Below are 17,221 nucleotides of genomic sequence, written 5' to 3'. Positions count from 1 at the left end.
AGCAGTCCGAATAAAAAGCACCTTCAGGCAAGAAATTTGCGAGATTTGTTCCGAAAAAATCTGCGTGCTGTCACATTTTTTTGCAATTAAGGCAGGTAACGACATCAGAACTCCCGTAAAAAGGTCATCGATTTTTACTGACCTGAGGATATACCGTTGAAACGCCGTCTGTTTATTGCTGTTTCTTTACTCGCTTCGAGTATTTCATCCGCGCTGGCTGCCGAGCCGCTGGATTTTTCACCTCAGCCGCCTGCCATCCAGGCAGGATCCTGGGTATTGATGGATTACACCACGGGTCAAATCTTAACGGCGGGCAACGAACATCAGCAGCGTAATCCGGCGAGCCTGACCAAACTGATGACGGGGTACGTTGTCGATCGTGCCATTGATAGCCACCGCATCAGCCCCGATGACATTGTGACGGTCGGACGTGACGCCTGGGCAAAAGGCAATCCGGTCTTTGACGGTTCGTCTCTGATGTTTCTGAAGCAGGGAGATCGGGTTTCTGTGCGCGATCTCAGCCGCGGCCTGATTGTTGATTCCGGCAATGACGCCTGCGTGGCGCTGGCGGATCACGTGGCGGGCGGTCAGCCGCAGTTCGTCAGGATGATGAATGACTACGTTGAAAAGCTGAACCTGCGCGATACCCACTTCGAAACCGTACACGGGCTGGATGCACCGGGTCAGCACAGCTCCGCTTACGATCTCGCCGTACTTTCCCGCGCCATCATCCACGGCGAGCCTGAGTTCTACCACATGTACAGCGAGAAGAGTCTGACCTGGAACGGCATCACTCAGCAGAACCGCAACGGCCTGCTGTGGGATAAGACCATGAACGTGGATGGTCTGAAAACGGGACACACCTCGGGCGCGGGCTTTAACCTGATCGCCTCTGCGGTGGATGGTCAGCGTCGACTGATTGCGGTGGTGATGGGGGCAGACAGCCCGAAAGGACGTGAAGATCAGGCGCGCAAGCTGCTCCACTGGGGACAGCAAAATTTCGATACGGTGCAGATCCTGCATAACGGCAAAAAAGTGGGAACCGAACGCATCTGGTATGGCGATAAAGAGCAGATCGCGCTGGGCACGGATCAGGATTTCTGGCTGGCATTACCCAAAAAAGAAGTGCCGAACATCAAGGCGAAATATGTAATGGATAAAAAAGAGCTGGAAGCGCCGATCGCCGCGCATCAGCGGGTAGGAGAGATCCAGCTGTACGATCGTGACAAGGTGGTAGCGCACTGGCCATTGGTTACGCTGGAGCGCGTTGAAAAGGGTGGCCTTTTCTCCCGCCTCGGCGATTATCTGCATCATAAACTCTAACCTTTTCGGGCAGACTGGCAGTGTTGCGAGTCTGCTCACATAATAAACACTCCTGGTTTGCCGATAATCTCGATTCTGCTTTATAGTGTATATATATACAGTAATAAACGGAGGCAGCATGGACTACAGCATCAGGCAGCAACAGAAACGTACGATCGCTGGCTTTCATCTCGTGGGGCCGTGGGAAAAGACGGTCAAGCAGGGATTTGAACAGCTGGTCATGTGGGTAGATGGACGACATATTCAGCCGCAGGAGTGGGTGGCCGTTTATTATGACAATCCGGATGACGTGCCGGCAGAAAAGCTTCGCTGCGTTACCGCCGTAACGGTAGCGGACGATTTCACTATCCCTGATAACAGCGAAGGGGTAATGCTGACCGAAATTGCTGCCGGAGAGTATGCTATTGCCGCCGCGCGCGTCGAAAATCATGATTTCGCCACCCCATGGTATCAGTTCTTCAACTCCCTGCTGGAAGACAGCAAATTCCAGATTGCGCCAAAACCCTGCTTCGAACGCTATCTGAACGATGGCAATGCTGACGGCTACTGGGATATTGAGATGTTTGTACCGGTAGAGCACAAAGTGGGATAATCCTGCGAAACGCAGGGTTTTTCAGCCGGGCGCGATCCACCCGGCTGAAAACACAGTACAATTGTGGTTTGCCGTAGAGCTGGAGACGGGTGTGCGCCCCGACAAGTCATTAACCCCTTTTGAAATTCGGTTATACAAACATTATCGCGTGGTGCATGGTTGCCGCATTGCGCTGGCGTTTGTGCTGACCTTCGTACTGGTTCGTTTGCTGGATATTCCGGAAGGAACGTGGCCGCTGATCACGCTGGTGGTGGTGATGGGGCCGATCTCATTCTGGGGGAACGTGGTCCCTCGCGCTTTCGAACGCATAGGCGGTACCGTTTTAGGCTCGGCGCTTGGGCTTATCGCCCTGAAGCTGGAGCTAATTTCATTTCCGTTCATGTTGCTGTGGTGCGCGGTGGCGATGTTTCTTTGCGGATGGCTGGCCCTCGGCAAGAAACCGTATCAGGCGCTGCTGATTGGCATTACGCTCGCCGTTGTGGTCGGCGCACCGGCGGGCGATATGACCACCGCATTGTGGCGAAGCGGGGACGTGATCCTCGGCTCGTTGCTCGCCATGCTGTTTACCGGCATCTGGCCGCAGCGCGCCTTCCTGCACTGGCGCATTCAGATGGCAAACTACGTCACGGCATTTAACCGGGTCTACCAGGCCGGGTTTTCGCCGAATCTGATTGAGCGTCCGCGGCTGGAAAAGCACCTGCAAAAAATCCTTAATGATGTGGTCAAAATGCGCGGGTTAATTACCCCGGCAAGCAAAGAGACGCATATCCAGAAAGCCATTTTTGAAGCCATTCAAACGGTCAGCCGTAATCTGGTCTGTATGCTTGAACTGCAAATCAATGCCCACTGGGCCTCACGCCCCAGCCATCTTCTGATGCTCAACGCGCATACGCTGAAAGAGACGCAGCAGATGACGCAACAGACCCTGCTGACCATCGCTCATGCACTTTACGAAGGTAACCCACAGCCGATACGGGCGAACAGCGAGCGGCTGAATGACATCGTCATCGAGCTCAAACAGCTGATGAATGAGCGTCAGGGCGACAATGTGTCGGAAACGCCCATCCACGGCTATGTCTGGCTGAGTATGGAGCTGGCGCGACAGCTGGAGTTGTTATCGCAGCTGATTTGCCGGGCACTGCGCAAATAAAAAGCGTATGTGATGCCTGCTGCTTCGATTCAGCAACAATTAGGGTTATGATGGTTTTAAACGATATACTCATTGTCATTCGCAGCCGCTGTCTGTTAAAACGGTTGCTTTAACGAATCCGAATCTCACATTATCAGGGGTGTAAAAATGGAAACTACCAAGCCTTCGTTCCAGGATGTTCTGGAGTTCGTCCGCCTGTTCCGCCGCAAAAACAAGCTACAGCGCGAAATCCAGGACGTAGAGAAGAAGATCCGTGACAACCAGAAACGTGTCCTGCTGCTGGACAACCTGAGCGACTACATCAAGCCAGGTATGAGCGTTGAAGCCATTCAGGGCATCATCGCCAGCATGAAGAGCGATTATGAAGATCGCGTTGATGACTACATCATCAAAAACGCTGAGCTGTCCAAAGAGCGTCGCGACATCTCCAAAAAGCTGAAAGTGATGGGCGAAATCAAAAACGTCGACGCTAAAGGCGAGTAATCGCACACTCTGTTGCCCGGAGGCGCTGCGCTTACCGGGCCTACAGGACCGTAGGTCGGGTAAGCGCAGCGCCACCCGACAATTTTACTGAACGCAGAAAAGCAAAAAGCCTGCTCTAAAAGCAGGCTTTTTTAATTTGGCTCCTCTGACTGGACTCGAACCAGTGACATACGGATTAACAGTCCGCCGTTCTACCGACTGAACTACAGAGGAATCGTTGTGGAGGCTTATCTTAACGGCGAAAAAACTTTTGTCAAACCTGATCTCAGGCAAAAGTGATTGTTTGATGATTCTGTCGTCATTTTGTTGTAAATCCAAACATAATTTTATGGAAAATACTTTGCAGGATACGCATTTCTGCCCCATCATTTGAAATGGAGTTTCAACTTTCTCGTTAAGGTCCATTTTGAACGTCACCGCACCCCTGCGCCAGGCGATTATGCGCACGCCCTGGTATGCAAAACGTAAGAGTTACCGAGTTCTGTTCTGGCGTGAAATCACCCCCCTTGCTGTGCCTATTTTCCTGGAGAATACCTGCGTCCTGTTGATGGGGGTATTAAGCACCTTCCTGGTGAGCTGGCTCGGTAAAGAAGCCATGGCCGGGGTAGGGCTGGCGGACAGTTTCAACATGGTTGTGATGTCCTTCTTTGCCGCTATCGATCTCGGTACAACGGTAGTGGTGGCGTTTAGTCTTGGAAAACTCGATCCAAAACGCGCCCGGGAGGCGGCCAGACAGTCGCTGATGATCATGACCCTCTTTTCGATCATCCTGGCGGCGGTTATCCATTATTACGGCAAAGAAATTATCGACATCGTCGCGGGTGAAGCGACAGGTGAAGTGAAGGATCTGGCGCTCACCTATCTGGAAATGACGGTGCTGAGCTATCCGGCGGCTGCCATCGCGCTGATTGGTAGCGGTGCGCTTCGTGGCGCAGGGAATACCAAAATTCCGCTGCTAATAAATGGCGGCATGAACATCCTGAACATCATTATCAGCAGTGTTTTGATTTATGGCGTCTTTTCCTGGGAGGGGCTGGGCTTTGTCGGCGCGGGATTAGGGCTGACCATTTCCCGTTATATTGGTGCGGCGGCGATAATCGGCGTACTGATGGCGGGAATTACGCCATCGCTGCGCCTGACGCTTAAAAGCTATTTCCGTCCGCTTAACTTCGCCATTATCTGGGAAGTGATGGGGATCGGGATTCCGGCCAGCATCGAATCCGTGTTGTTTAATGGTGGGAAACTGCTGACGCAGATGTTTGTTGCCGGGATGGGAACAGACGTCATCGCCGGCAACTTTATTGCTTTTTCCATCGCCTCGCTCATTAACCTGCCCGGAAACGCACTGGGATCGGCGTCGACGATCATCACCGGCAGACGCCTCGGAAAGGGGCAGATAGGGCAGGCGGAACGGCAGCTTCGGCATGTCTTCTGGCTTTCATCCATTGGACTGACAGCGATTGCGTGGGGAACTGCGCCTTTAGCCGGGCTAATGGCCTCGTTCTATACGCATGAAAATGACGTGAAAGAGGTCGTGAAGGTGCTGATTTGGCTCAACGCGGCGTTTATGCCAATTTGGGCCGCGTCCTGGGTACTTCCTGCCGGGCTGAAAGGGGCGCGCGATGCCCGGTTTGCGATGTGGGTCTCCATGCTCGGCATGTGGGGCTGCCGCGTCGTGGCGGGCTACACGCTGGGGGTAATGTTAGGTATGGGCGTTGTCGGCGTCTGGCTGGGGATGTTCCTTGACTGGGCCGTGCGCGGGGCGCTGTTCTACTGGCGCATGGTGAGCGGACGCTGGCTGTGGAAATATCCGCGAAAAAAACCGGAGCAGGAGGTTTCGGAAACGGCAAGTGCCTGACAAATGTGCGAAGTGGAGAATAAATCGGCAAACGATTGAAAATCTGCATTCACCCTTTGACATCCTCAGGGCGCATCGATAATATGCGCCCCGTTCACACGATTCCTCTGTAGTTCAGTCGGTAGAACGGCGGACTGTTAATCCGTATGTCACTGGTTCGAGTCCAGTCAGAGGAGCCAAATTTGAAAAGCCTGCTTTTATAGCAGGCTTTTTGCTTTTCTGCGTTCAGTAAAATTGTCGGGTGACGCTCCGCTTACCCGACCTACAAAAACATCGAATCGTAGGCCGGGTAAGGCGAAGCCACCACCCGGCAAAAGCCGCACTATCCGTTCACACGAATTGGCGCCGTTGCCTCCACCAGCCACGGCCGCGCATCGCTGTCCACCCGGGGTGAAAGCGCCTCTCGTACCTGCTGGTGGTACTCATCCAGCCACTGTTTTTCTGACTCGCTCAACAGATGCAGCTCCACCTGGCTTAAATCGATTGGGATCAGCGTCAGCGAGGCAAACTTACAAAATCCCGGACGGCTTTCGCCAATCTCCACCTGGTTTTCAATGCGAATACCGTGGCTATCGCCCAGGTAGTAACCCGGCTCAATGGTCATAATATTGCCCGCCACCAGCGGCCACGGGTTGACCTTTTGCGCAAAACGGTGCGGGTTCTCGTGGATCAGAAGCTGATGCCCTACGCCATGCCCGGTGCCGTGGTCGTAATCCAGTCCCAACTCCCACAGCGGACGGCGCGCAAAGGCATCCAGCTGGTGCCCCTGAGTGCCGGACGGGAACTGAAGGGTAATCAGCGACAGGAAGCCTTTAAGCACTGCGGTGTAGTGCAAACGCTGCTGTGGATCGACCTTTCCCCAGGCCAGGGTACGCGTCGCGTCCGTGGTGCCGTTTCGGTACTGCCCCCCGGAATCATTCAGGTAAAAGTGGTCGTGGCCGATGGGCTTGTTGCTGGCCTCGCTTGAGTGGTAATGGCACATCGCCGCGTTACTCGCGGAAGCGGAAATGGTGGCGAAACTCGGCTCGACAAAGCCAGGCTGTTGCAGGCGGAACGCAAGCTGTTTCGCCTGCACGTCAAGCTCGGTCAGCGGCATTCCCGACGCGGCCCGCTGAGGAACTTCCCGGCTCAGCCAGGCCAGGAAATTCACCCATGCCGCACCGTCCTGGTGATGGCATTCACGATAGCCCGCCAGCTCCACCGGGTTTTTCGTAGCTTTCATCAGGGTGATCGGGTCGGTCTGCCAGATAATTTCCCCCTGAGGTTCAACCGCAAAGCGTAACGCCACCGGTGCGGAATCGGGATCGATCATGACCCGCTTACCCTGCGCAAGCTGCCTACAGCGCGGGATAAAGGCTTCCTGAGGCGCAATCGTGAAGGCGTTCCGCACGGCATCCGGCAGCGCATTCAGCTTGCTGTCATCCACAAACCATTCCACCGCACCCTCGCGGCTCAGCAGGGCAAACGACAGAGGCACCGGGCAAAAGGGGATATCTGAGCCCCGCACGTTCAGCAGCCAGGCGATATTGTCCGGCAGGGTAACGGCCAGATAATCCGCGCGGTGCTCTGCCAGCACGGCGGCGGCGCGCTGGCGTTTGGCGGCGCTGCTTTCGCCGCTGATGTCTACAGGCATCTCGCGGATAAGCCCTGCGGGGGCGGCAGGGCGGTCAACCCAGAGGGTATCGAACGGAGAGCGCGCGAGCGGTACCAGTTCGCACGGCGTGGCCGAGAGCCGCGTAAACTCTGCATTGGTCATCAGCAGCGCATCAAAGCCGATGCGCGTGCCGGCCGCAACGTTTTTCGCCAGCCACTCGGCCAGCGGCTCGTTGTGCAGATGGTGGATCTCCACCTCGTCGAGATTGACCTGTACGCGGGCCTGAACCTGATAGCGTCCGTCAACAAACAGCAGCGCTCTGTCTTTCAGTACCAGCGCAAGCCCCGCCGAGCCGTCAAAGCCCGTCAGCCAGGCCAGCTTTGCATCATACGGTGCGCAAGATTCGCTCTGCCAGGCATCGACGCGCGGCACAATCATCCCGTCGAGCTGATTATCCTGTAGCCACTGGCGCAGGGCCGTAAGCGGTGATGTGGTGTGCATATTGTGTCCTTAGTATCACCTAAACGGTGGCTCATTGAAGGTGCGCAGCTTACGGGAATGCAGTTTGTCGCCCTCTGCACGCAGTAAATCGATGGCGCGAATACCAATCTGAAGGTGCTCTGAGATCGCCCCTTCGTAGAAACGGTTCGCCTGACCCGGCAGTTTGATCTCGCCGTGCAGCGGTTTATCGGACACGCACAGCAGCGTGCCGTACGGGACGCGGAAGCGGTAGCCCTGCGCGGCAATGGTGGCGCTTTCCATATCGATCGCGACCGCACGGCTGAGATTGAAACGCAGGGCGGAGGCGGAATAGCGAAGCTCCCAGTTACGATCGTCGGTGGTGACGACCGTACCGGTACGCAGGCGCTGCTTCACCTCTTCACCCGGCATGCCGCTCACCTCTTTGGTGGCGTCGTACAGGGCGCGCTGCACTTCCGCAATACTCGGGATAGGAATGTCCGGCGGCAGAACCGCGTCAAGAACATGGTCGTCACGCAGATAAGCGTGGGCGAGGACATAATCACCAATCAGCTGGCTTTCACGCAGGCCGCCGCAGTGGCCGATCATCAGCCAGACGTCCGGGCGCAGAACCGCCAGATGGTCGCAGATGGTTTTCGCATTCGACGGGCCAACGCCTATGTTAATCAACGTAATGCCCTGACCGTCGGCGGTAACCAGGTGCCAGGCGGGCATCTGGTGCTTTTTCCACGCCAGGTCGGAGATGGCCTCTTCCGGTGCTTCGGTTTCGGCGGTGATCCAGATCCCGCCCGCGCAGGAGAGAGCGATGTAAGGGCTGTCCGGGTCAAGGATCTGGCTACAGCCCCAGCGGACAAATTCGTCTACATAGCGGGTGTAGTTGGTAAACAGTACGAACGGCTGGAAATGTTCGGCTGGGGTGCCGGTGTAGTGGCGCAGGCGTGCCAGCGAAAAATCGACACGGCGGGCATCAAAGTGCGACAGCGGTGAAAACTCTGCCGGGTGATAGATCCCGTCCGCCGTCTCATCGCCAATCTGCGACAGCTCAGTGGTCGGGAAATGGCGGGTCAGTCCCGCGCTCATGGAGCGATCCAGCGTCAGCGCTGAGCCGTCTATCACGTACGGGTAGGGGATCTCGTGCAGGGACGGTTCAACGCTGATATGCGCGCCGTAATCCTGATACAGCAGGGTAAGCTGCTCTTCCAGGTAGGGGCGGAACAGCGCAGGACGCGTGATGGTCGTGCTGTAACAGCCGGAGTGGGTGAAACGCGCATAGGCGCGGGTTTTCGGATTGCTGCTGGCGCTGCCGTCCCAGGTGACAGAGAGCGATGGATAAACAAAAAGGCCCTGGGTTCTGGCCTTTTCATCGGGAAGTTTCCCTGTTTCGATATAGTCACTGATGGCGCTGCGCAGTGCATTGACGGACTGTTCATACAGCGCGTCGAGTTTTTCCAGCGCCTGAGCCGGGGTCAGGCTGGAGCCCTTATTATTCATGTCTGTCTCCTTGTTCCACAGGTGTGCGGCTATACCCGATAGTATGTCACACGCCTGTGAAACAAAAGTGAGGAGATCAGCTGTGCGCGGTTTCCTTCATCAACAGGGCGGTGGCAGCAGAAAGCAGGCAACCTGCCAGCAGATAAATCGCCACGCTATGCCAGTTCCCGCCGGAGAACGTCACCAGCGCGGCGGCGATAAACGGCGTAAACCCGCCGCCGACCACGCTCGCCACCTGATATCCCACGCCCGCGCCGCTGTAGCGGTAGCTTGCGCCAAACAGCTCGGTAAACATCGGCTGCTGCACGCAGACCACCATATCGTGAGCGATGTTCGCGAGCATGATCGCGAAGAAGACAATCCAGAAGACCGACTGGGCCTCCAGCGCCATAAAGAACGGCCAGGCGCTGAGTGTGCCGATAAGCGCCCCGGTGATATACACCCGTCGACGGCCAAAGCGATCCGCCAGCCAGGCGAAGCAGGGGATGGTCAGGCAGCTGATCCCGCCCACCACCAGGCCAATGTTCAGGAACAATTCCCGCGGCAGGCCGAGGTTTTGCGTGGAGTAGTTGAGGGCGAAGGCGGTGACGATATACATCGTCAGCAGTTCGCACAGGCGCAGGGCGATAATTTTCAGAAAAGCGCCAGGGTGCTGCACCAGCGCTTCCATCACCGGCAGCCGTTTTTTCGCGACCGGTTTTTCGCGTTGCTGCTGCTCAAACTCAGCCGACTCTTCCATGCCGTTACGGATCCACAGGGCCACCACGACCAGCACAATGCTGAAGATAAACGGAATACGCCAGCCCCAGCTCAGGAACTGCTCGTCTGTCGTGAGCTGGCTTATGAGCGACACCAGGCCCGTGGAGAGCAGCAGACCCACGCCATAACCTACCTGCACGCCGCTGCTGTAGAACGCTTTCTTGTTCTTCGGCGCGCTTTCCACGGACAGCAGTGCCGCGCCGCCCCATTCGCCGCCGACGGCAAAGCCCTGAATGGCGCGAAGCGTCACCAGCAACACCGGGGCCCACCAGCCAATCGATGCAAAGGAGGGCAAAATACCGATCAGCGCGGTGGCAATGCCCATCATCCAGACGGTGAGCATCAGCATGCGCTTACGGCCAAGGCGATCGCCGAAGTGGCCGAAAATTATCCCGCCCAGCGGACGAAACAGAAAACCGACGCCGAAGGTGGCAAACGCAGCAAGCGTGCCCATGGCGGGGCTGATCTGAGGAAAGAATTCACGGTTAAAGACCAGCGCAGCGGTAATACCGTAGAGCAGAAAGTCATACCAGTCGACGACGGCGCCTGCGAAGCTACCTAAAGCGGCGCGGCGGGCGCGGTTAAGCGAAGGTGTCTCCTCGTTGCGGCGAGCGGAGATGAGGGTGGAGTCCATAGTTGTCCTGTCTGTACTGATTTTTAATTATTGGTATAAGAAAAGGTCACTCACGTTGCAGCCGTCATATTGACGGAACGTATGAGACTACCGCGACAGACGGCCTGAGAAAACGTTTTTATCTTTCCTGAAAGCGCAGAATCAATAAATTTCATCTTATCGGGTCCCAATATAAATCAGCCTGTTTGGCTCCGGTTAGGGCTGAATGGTTTACAGTAATAATGATCGCTGTGTGACGTAAGCTGAGGGAATAATGATGCAACGCCTCTTACCTGCACTCTGGGTAGTCCTGTTTTTGGTGGCTTCGCCGCTGCATGCGGAGCCAAAAGTCTACGGCGAACAGCGCATCCACCGCTGGTGGGATGCGGTAACAGACGATATTTCCCAGACATGGGAACAGCCGGATCGTTACGATCTCTACCTGCCGTTTCTGAGCTGGCATGCCCGCTTTATGTATGACAAAGAGAAAACGGATAACTACAACGAAATGCCGTGGGGCGGCGGACTGGGCGTTTCTCGCTACAACGACGAGGGCAACTGGAGCGCACTCTTTGCCATGATGTTTAAAGATTCACATAACGAGTGGCAGCCCGCGATGGGCTACGGCTGGGAAAAGGGCTGGTATCTGGATAACGCAAAAGATTTCCGTCTGGGGCTGGGGGCCGCCGCGGGGATCACCGCGCGCGACGACTTTGCCAACTATGTCCCGCTGCCATTTATTTTCCCGCTTTTCTCTGCCGGATATAAGCGCGTCACCGTCCAGTTCACCTATATTCCCGGAACCTACAACAACGGCAACGTGCTGTTTGCCTGGCTGCGCCTGGGCTTTTAAAGAGTAATCACTTTTTTGGCCACTGCGTTGGACAGAATCAGCAGCGAAAACAGGACCGACGTAACAAAGGTGAGCACAATCAGAGCAAGTTTGGTGCTCAGGGACGTTACCGGAATGAGCGCCGTCAGCAGGTGAAACACCGAGTAGTGCATGATATAGACCCCGGTCATCGTTTTGCTAATGGCGGCCAGCACGGACTCTTTAAACTCCGCATTGCGGCGAAAACGTACGCCGTTGGCCGCAATCACCAGGGCAATAATCAGGATGTAGATTTGCGATCCGGTGAGGATAAAGGCGTTTCTGTCCGCTTTAAATAGCGCAAAAAAGAAATGCCGTTCGTAAAACCACGTGAAGAGATAGATAAACGGTATGGCAATCACCGCTGCCCTGACCACATTTTTGCGGCCGATCCACGCCGCAATCTGCGGATCGCAAAAGAGCTGCCCCGTCAGATAAAACAGCAGCCACGTCCACAGGCGATACTGCGGCGACAATGAAAGCACGTGGACATCAGGATAGAGGGCTGACAGCAAATCGTACCCGTATGAGAAAAGCAGCAGGGTGACAATCACCCCGCAAAACAGCGTTCGCCGCTGGCTGAGCCACTCCACCGCCGGATGAAAAGTGTAAATCACGACAAATGCGAACACGAACCAGGGCTGGATAAGATATCCGCGCTGATAGGGCTCCCACAGGTAGTAAATGGTTACCCAGAACAGAAAGACGATCACCAGGCTTTTGATCTTATCCAGCTGCCAGCGCGTGCCGTGTCGGGATTGCCCATCCAGATATCCTGCAACCACAAAAAACAACGGCGTGGCGATGGTCGAAATGAAGGTAAAAAAACCGAGGATCCAGTGATAGTCATAATCGTAATGGTCCCAGGTGTTGTAGATGGTGAAGAAGGTGACCGCCGTCATACAGCCCAGCGTCTTGATGATGTTCAGCCCTGTCGCATTCATTGTTGTTCAGCTTCGTCCTTACGATGAAAACACGCGTAAATTACGGGGAGTACCAGCAGCGTCAGGATTGTAGCAAACCCAAGCCCAAACATAATCACAACGGCCATGCTCTGGAAGAACACATCCAGCAGCAGGGGGGCGAGGCCAAGCACGGTCGTAAAGGCGGTGAGCAGGATGGGACGCAGGCGCGACGTGGCGGCGTAAACGATCGCACTGTGCTGATCCTGCTGCGCTTTCTGCTGCTCTATCTCTTCCACCAGCACAATGCCGTTGCGGATCAGCATCCCGCTCAGGCTCAGCAGGCCAATCAGTGCCATAAAGCCAAAGGGGATCCCGGTAAGTAAAAAACCGGGCGTAACGCCGATCAGCGCCAGCGGCACGGTCAGCCAGATAGCGACGGCGTTTTTCACCGAACTGAACATCAGCACCGTGATCACAAACATCACCAGATACCCGAGCGGCAGCGTGGTAAATAGCCCCTGCTGCGCTTCGCTGGAGTTCTCCGCGTCCCCGCCCCATTCGATGCTGTAGCCGTGGGGCAGAGGCAGGGCATCTATTTGCGGCTTCACGCGGGCGAGAATATCGCCGGACGTTTGCTGGCTTAGCGGGTCAGGATCGGTCTGCACGGTCAGCACGCGCGAGCGGTCGCGACGCAGGATCAGCGGATCTTCCCACTCCAGCGCGAAGCCGCTGACGACGTTGCTCAGCGGAATATACTGCTGCCGGGTCTGGCTCCAGACCAGGACGTTATTCAGGTGATTGGCGTCCAGCCGCTCACTTTCCGGCGGGCGCACCACCACGGGTAACAAGTCGCTTCCTTCTCTGTACAGTCCCGCCCGGCTGCCGGAGAAATTCATCTCCAGGGCGTTATCGACGTCTTGCTTATCCACGCCAAGCTCACGTCCCAGCGCGGTGACGTACTGCGGGCGGATCACTTTGCTGCGGTTTTGCCAGTCGTTCCTGACGCTGTCCGTCGCCGGATCGCGCGTAAGAATACTGTCTACATGGCTGGCGATCAGACGCAGCCTGTCCGGATCGGGGCCCTTAATACGTATTTCAATGGCGCTGTCACCGGAGGGGCCAAACATCACCCGTTTCGTGCTGGCGTTAACCTGCGGGTAGTTCCGTGCAATGTACTCATCAACGTGGCGGGTCAGGGCGGGGATGTTACGCTGGTCGTCCATTCTCACCATGATTTGTGCATAGTTGCTGTACTGCCGCTGTCCGCTGTAGGTCAAAATAAATCGCATACTTCCCTGACCAATCGTCGAGACCGTAGTTTCCACGCCAGGCTGGCCGTTAATGGTTTTCTCGATATCACCGGTCATCTTCTCGGTCCAGTTAATGTCGGTCCCGTAAGGGAGCCAGAGATCGACAAAGAAAATTGGCGTACTGGATGAGGGGAAGAAGTTCTGCCGCACCGAGCCAAAGCCCCAGATGGCGGCAGCCAGCAGCGCGGCCATCACCATCAGCGTTGGCGCTTTACGCCGTAACAGCGCGTTGAGCACCGCCTGATAGATCCGATAGATGCGTTTGTCGTAGGGATCCGTTTCGTCGGCGTCTGGCGGTGCAGCGTCATGTTTAAACAGCCACCATTTAATCAGCACCGGCGTAATGGTGAGGGCTGAGAACCAGCTCAGCATCAGCGAAATCAGCAACACCTGAAACAGCGACTTACAGTATTCGCCGGTGGAGTCCTGCGACAGCCCGACGGGCGCAAAAGCCAGGATGGCGATGACCGTCGCACCCAGCAGCGGCAGCGCAGAGCGGCGAATAATCGCGTTAATGGCGTTAAGCAGGGGCGAGCCCTGCTGCCGGGCTATCAGTACCCCTTCGACAACCACAATGGCGTTATCGACCAGCATACTGAGGGCGATGATCAGCGCCCCCAGTGAAATACGCTGTAGTTCTATGCCCCAGAGATACATGATCAGCAGCGTGCCCAGCACGTTGAGCGCGAGGGAAAAGGCGATAATGAGCCCGCTGCGTAAGCCCATAAAGATCAGCAACACACCGACGACAATCGCCAGCGCCATCAGGAAATTAATGATAAATCCGTTGACGGAATGCCCGACCTCCGCCGCCTGATCGTAAAACAGGTCGATATGGATACCTGCCGGTTTCTCGGCTGACATCTGCTCAAGCTTCGCCTCCAGGGCATGTCCCACGTCGATCACGTTAACGCCGGGTATAAAGGAGACGCCCATGGTGACGGCTTTTCTGCCGTTGGCATGGTAGATGCTGGCAGGGGACGCATCCAGCCCGCGTGACAGGGTGGCAATATCCCGTAAACGGGTAGCCGCCCCAACGCCGGGCGGGGTCACTATGAGATCGGCCAGCTCGTCAATACTTTCGAATTCACCGGTAGGATGCAGACGAATTGACTCAGTACCGGAGGGGATCTCTCCCGCGCTGGAAACCACGTTCAGCCTGCTGAGCTGGGCAGAAAGCTGGTTAAGCGTAATCCCGCGCGCGGCCATTTTGCTCAGAGAAATGTCCACGTTAATCTGCTGGGTGAGGGCTCCGCCGATGGCCACTTTGCCCACGCCCGGCACGAGGACCAACTCCCGGCGCAGCTGCTCGGCATACCGCACCAGTTCCGGATTGCTGAATTCATCGCCGGAAATGGCAAAGAAAAAGCCGAACACATCGCCAAAATCGTCATTCACAAACGGGGTCACTACCCCCGGTGGAAACTGTCGGGCGGCATCTCCCACCCGGCGTCGCAGTTCATCCCAGATTTGCGGCAGCGCATTTGAGTGGTAGCGCGAGGCTATATTGACCGTGATCTGCGACAGGCCGCTGGAGGAGATGGAGCTGACGTTATCCAGGTAAGGTAACTGCTGAAGCGCGTTTTCCAGCGGCAGGGTGACCTCTTCCTCAACCTGCTGCGCCGACGCGCCCGGATAATGAGTGATTACCACCGCCGTTTTGATGGTAAACGCCGGATCTTCCAGTCTGCCGATGTTCAACAGGGCAATAATGCCACCTACGCCCAGCAGCAGAATAGTCAGCCAGACGCGAACCGGGTTGCTGATAAACTGACGAGAGATATCCATTACAGTCCCCGTTCACGCGTCCAGATACGTACCGGCTGGTTGGGATGTAACTCCCCAACGCCTGCGGCCACCACGCGTTCACCCGCCTTAAGCCCACCGACGATGACGACCCCCTCAGCGCTGACTTGCCCGACGCTGACCTTACGATCTTCCAGGTGCAACGTATCGCCTTCGCCCGTCACCACCCAGACGTGTGGCTCATTGCGCGGGCGGTTATCGGGGTTAAAGACCGCTTCAACCGGCACCACCAGCGCCTCACTGCCCACGCCCGCCGGTAGGTTGGTTAAATTGATGGTGACCGTTCCGCTGACGCCGCCCACGACGGGAAAATCATCCGGGCGGGGCATGGTTAAAATCACCTGCCAGGTCAATGTGTTGCTGTCGCTACTGCCTGAGTGCTCTTTGTACACAGCGGTAAACTCGCGACCGGGCAGGGCGTTGATCCTCACTACCGGTTTGTACTGCGCATTGCGGATATCGAAGGTGTTAAACAGGTTCTCTGGAAGGCTGAACACCACGTCCAGCAGGTCGGTACGGGTCAGGGTGACGACGGGCTGGCCGGCTGAGACGACCTGATGATTTCGCACATGTACGCTGGCCGCTGTCCCGCTAAAGGGGGCGACGAGCGTCATCTGGCTTAATTCCTCGCGAGCAATCTGTAGCGCGGCGTTTGCAGAATCGCGGTTTGCGCGCTGGACATCCATCTCGGCCTTCGACACGGCCTGGCGTCCTGCCAGGGTCTGGAAGCGGTCGAATTGCCGCTGAGCCAGGGTCGCCGCCGTTTGCCTGTCGTTCAGACGCTGCCGGGCTTCGCGATCGTTAAGACTGGCGAGCCTTTGCCCCTGTTTGACAACGGCACCCTGGCGAATGTCCAGGGTCTCAATCTGCCCGGCACGTTTGAACGCGAGATCGGTGGCGTCGCCGGATTCGATACGCGCGGGAAATACGCGCTGCTGCGCGTTGCCGGCCTTCACCACCTCTGCGACTTTTACCATTTTTGGCAGGGGCGCGGCGCGGTCGGGTTTGGGGTCGCACGCCGTCAGCAGCAATAAAACAGCAGGCAGAAGAGAGAGGTAGCGCTTCACAGTATTCCCCTGATAATAATTGTTTTATTTATTTCGTCATCAATGCTGGGGTGGCACTATTCCGCCAGGGCCGAGACGACCACATAGGTAAATAAACCGATTGCTGTGCTGGCGATAATGGCAAGCGCAATAAACAAACCAAGGCGAATCAGGCTTAAACCGTACATGCATTCCTCCATGAGGTTGAAGGTGGCGCGGGATAATGAGAATGAACGTGTTGCATGTCTGACTATGAGCATAGTCGGTGAATAAATAAATGTTAAATAACCATTATTAGTGGCGTGACATACTCAGGCGAAACAAGCGATACGATAGCGTATCCCCTTTGAATAACATCCTGATATTCCTGTGCTACGTTTAATAGCATCCATTCCTTTTTTCCGTAAAAGGCATTCACGCCTGTACCCATGGGTTTGATGCGATCTCTCCTGATTCACTCACTGTTGTGTTGGTTATAAAAAGGATGCTCGATATGTATAAAACACTTCTGGTGCCGGTGGATGTATACGAAACAGCGTTGTCTGATAAAGCGCTACAGCATGCCCAATTCCTGGCGCAAAGCGCATCGGGTAATGTCCATCTGCTGTACGTTATGCCAAAGTTCTCGGCGGAACTGACCCGCGGTTTTATTGCAGACGCGAGAAAGATGGATGAATATATGATTAATAATGCTAAAGAAAAACTGGCCGCGCTGGTAAAAAAAATCAGCCTGCCGGAAGCAAATGTCCATCTACATGTTCGCAGCGGGAATATACGTGATGAGGTAATCAAACTGGCGGATGAACTTAACGTCGGCGCGATTATTGTGGGGTCGCGCAATCCCAATATTCAAACCCATTTATTAGGGTCAGAGGCGGCGAGTATCGTTCGTTATGCACATGTTCCTGTTTTCGTTATTCGTTAATGACATGAAAGCAAG

Annotated in this window: 12 protein-coding genes, 2 tRNA genes and 1 pseudogene; 8 read left to right on the top strand and 7 right to left on the bottom strand. The window is 55.8% G+C overall.

The window, feature by feature from the left end:
- Positions 1 to 150 precede the first annotated feature (150 nt).
- The 4 genes from dacD to L2Y28_RS13795 all read left to right on the top strand — a co-directional run bounded on the left by dacD (position 151) and on the right by L2Y28_RS13795 (position 3,548).
- On the top strand, positions 151 to 1,323 hold the full coding sequence (gene dacD, locus L2Y28_RS13810; protein WP_139152664.1) for a serine-type D-Ala-D-Ala carboxypeptidase DacD: 1,173 nt from the start codon (positions 151 to 153) through the stop codon (positions 1,321 to 1,323).
- Between the two features lie 118 nt (positions 1,324 to 1,441).
- Positions 1,442 to 1,915 carry a DNA gyrase inhibitor SbmC gene (gene sbmC, locus L2Y28_RS13805; protein WP_022648599.1) on the top strand — a complete coding sequence of 158 codons (474 nt, stop codon included), beginning with the start codon at positions 1,442 to 1,444 and terminating at the stop codon, positions 1,913 to 1,915.
- A gap of 91 nt (positions 1,916 to 2,006) precedes the next feature.
- Complete coding sequence (locus L2Y28_RS13800) at positions 2,007 to 3,065, top strand: FUSC family protein (protein ID WP_022648598.1); 1,059 nt, start codon at positions 2,007 to 2,009, stop codon at positions 3,063 to 3,065.
- A gap of 147 nt (positions 3,066 to 3,212) precedes the next feature.
- Entirely contained in the window at positions 3,213 to 3,548 is a 336-nt protein-coding gene (locus L2Y28_RS13795; RefSeq protein WP_000450410.1) for a DUF496 family protein, read from the top strand.
- Positions 3,549 to 3,685: 137 nt separating this feature from the next.
- Here the strand turns inward: L2Y28_RS13795 and L2Y28_RS13790 are convergent.
- Positions 3,686 to 3,761, bottom strand: a tRNA-Asn gene (locus tag L2Y28_RS13790).
- Positions 3,762 to 3,922: 161 nt separating this feature from the next.
- On the opposite strand from L2Y28_RS13790, the pseudogene emmdR reads away from it, so the two are divergent.
- Together emmdR and L2Y28_RS13780 are read left to right on the top strand one after the other, a co-directional pair.
- A pseudogene (gene emmdR / locus L2Y28_RS13785) lies at positions 3,923 to 5,406 on the top strand (multidrug efflux MATE transporter EmmdR).
- Between the two features lie 103 nt (positions 5,407 to 5,509).
- Positions 5,510 to 5,585, top strand: a tRNA-Asn gene (locus L2Y28_RS13780).
- Positions 5,586 to 5,728: 143 nt separating this feature from the next.
- On the opposite strand, the gene L2Y28_RS13775 is transcribed toward L2Y28_RS13780, so the two are convergent.
- From L2Y28_RS13775 to shiA, 3 genes are all read right to left on the bottom strand, one after another.
- On the bottom strand, positions 5,729 to 7,501 hold the full coding sequence (locus L2Y28_RS13775; RefSeq protein ID WP_022648596.1) for an aminopeptidase P family protein: 1,773 nt from the start codon (positions 7,499 to 7,501) through the stop codon (positions 5,729 to 5,731).
- A 15-nt stretch (positions 7,502 to 7,516) separates the two neighbouring features.
- Positions 7,517 to 8,971, bottom strand: coding sequence for an AMP nucleosidase (locus tag L2Y28_RS13770; protein WP_022648595.1), 1,455 nt, complete (start codon positions 8,969 to 8,971; stop codon positions 7,517 to 7,519).
- Positions 8,972 to 9,047: 76 nt separating this feature from the next.
- Entirely contained in the window at positions 9,048 to 10,364 is a 1,317-nt protein-coding gene (gene shiA, locus L2Y28_RS13765) for a shikimate transporter (RefSeq protein ID WP_022648594.1), read from the bottom strand.
- Between the two features lie 256 nt (positions 10,365 to 10,620).
- On the opposite strand from shiA, the gene pagP reads away from it, so the two are divergent.
- Positions 10,621 to 11,196: a lipid IV(A) palmitoyltransferase PagP gene (gene pagP / locus L2Y28_RS13760; RefSeq protein WP_032622465.1), complete on the top strand. Its 576-nt coding sequence runs from the start codon at positions 10,621 to 10,623 to the stop codon at positions 11,194 to 11,196.
- On the opposite strand, the gene L2Y28_RS13755 is transcribed toward pagP, so the two are convergent.
- The 3 genes from L2Y28_RS13755 to L2Y28_RS13745 are packed head-to-tail and all read right to left on the bottom strand — an operon-like array spanning position 11,193 to position 16,302.
- Positions 11,193 to 12,158 carry an acyltransferase gene (locus L2Y28_RS13755; RefSeq protein WP_022648592.1) on the bottom strand — a complete coding sequence of 322 codons (966 nt, stop codon included), beginning with the start codon at positions 12,156 to 12,158 and terminating at the stop codon, positions 11,193 to 11,195. The genes pagP and L2Y28_RS13755 overlap by 4 nt on opposite strands.
- Complete coding sequence (locus L2Y28_RS13750) at positions 12,155 to 15,217, bottom strand: efflux RND transporter permease subunit (RefSeq protein ID WP_022648591.1); 3,063 nt, start codon at positions 15,215 to 15,217, stop codon at positions 12,155 to 12,157. The genes L2Y28_RS13755 and L2Y28_RS13750 overlap by 4 nt, the downstream gene beginning before the upstream one ends.
- On the bottom strand, positions 15,217 to 16,302 hold the full coding sequence (locus L2Y28_RS13745) for an efflux RND transporter periplasmic adaptor subunit (RefSeq protein ID WP_022648590.1): 1,086 nt from the start codon (positions 16,300 to 16,302) through the stop codon (positions 15,217 to 15,219). The genes L2Y28_RS13750 and L2Y28_RS13745 overlap by 1 nt, the downstream gene beginning before the upstream one ends.
- A 472-nt stretch (positions 16,303 to 16,774) precedes the next feature.
- Between L2Y28_RS13745 and L2Y28_RS13740 the strand changes: the two genes are divergently transcribed.
- A complete protein-coding gene (locus tag L2Y28_RS13740; protein WP_022648589.1) occupies positions 16,775 to 17,206 on the top strand; it encodes a universal stress protein in 432 nt (143 codons plus the stop codon).
- The last annotated feature ends 15 nt before the right edge of the window (positions 17,207 to 17,221 follow it).

Source organism: Enterobacter sp. JH25, from assembly GCF_021725435.1.
Lineage (GTDB): Bacteria > Pseudomonadota > Gammaproteobacteria > Enterobacterales > Enterobacteriaceae > Enterobacter > Enterobacter intestinihominis.
Note: the sequence above shows the minus strand (reverse complement) of the source record. Positions and strands in the feature narration are given on the sequence as shown.

Coding starts and splice junctions, on each gene's coding strand:
- sbmC (WP_022648599.1), top strand. CDS start 1,442: ATGGACTACAGCATCAGGCAGCAACAGAAACGTACGATCGCTGGCTTT.
- L2Y28_RS13795 (WP_000450410.1), top strand. CDS start 3,213: ATGGAAACTACCAAGCCTTCGTTCCAGGATGTTCTGGAGTTCGTCCGC.
- L2Y28_RS13775 (WP_022648596.1), bottom strand. CDS start 7,501: ATGCACACCACATCACCGCTTACGGCCCTGCGCCAGTGGCTACAGGAT.
- L2Y28_RS13770 (WP_022648595.1), bottom strand. CDS start 8,971: ATGAATAATAAGGGCTCCAGCCTGACCCCGGCTCAGGCGCTGGAAAAA.
- shiA (WP_022648594.1), bottom strand. CDS start 10,364: ATGGACTCCACCCTCATCTCCGCTCGCCGCAACGAGGAGACACCTTCG.
- pagP (WP_032622465.1), top strand. CDS start 10,621: ATGCAACGCCTCTTACCTGCACTCTGGGTAGTCCTGTTTTTGGTGGCT.
- L2Y28_RS13755 (WP_022648592.1), bottom strand. CDS start 12,158: ATGAATGCGACAGGGCTGAACATCATCAAGACGCTGGGCTGTATGACG.
- L2Y28_RS13750 (WP_022648591.1), bottom strand. CDS start 15,217: ATGGATATCTCTCGTCAGTTTATCAGCAACCCGGTTCGCGTCTGGCTG.
- L2Y28_RS13740 (WP_022648589.1), top strand. CDS start 16,775: ATGTATAAAACACTTCTGGTGCCGGTGGATGTATACGAAACAGCGTTG.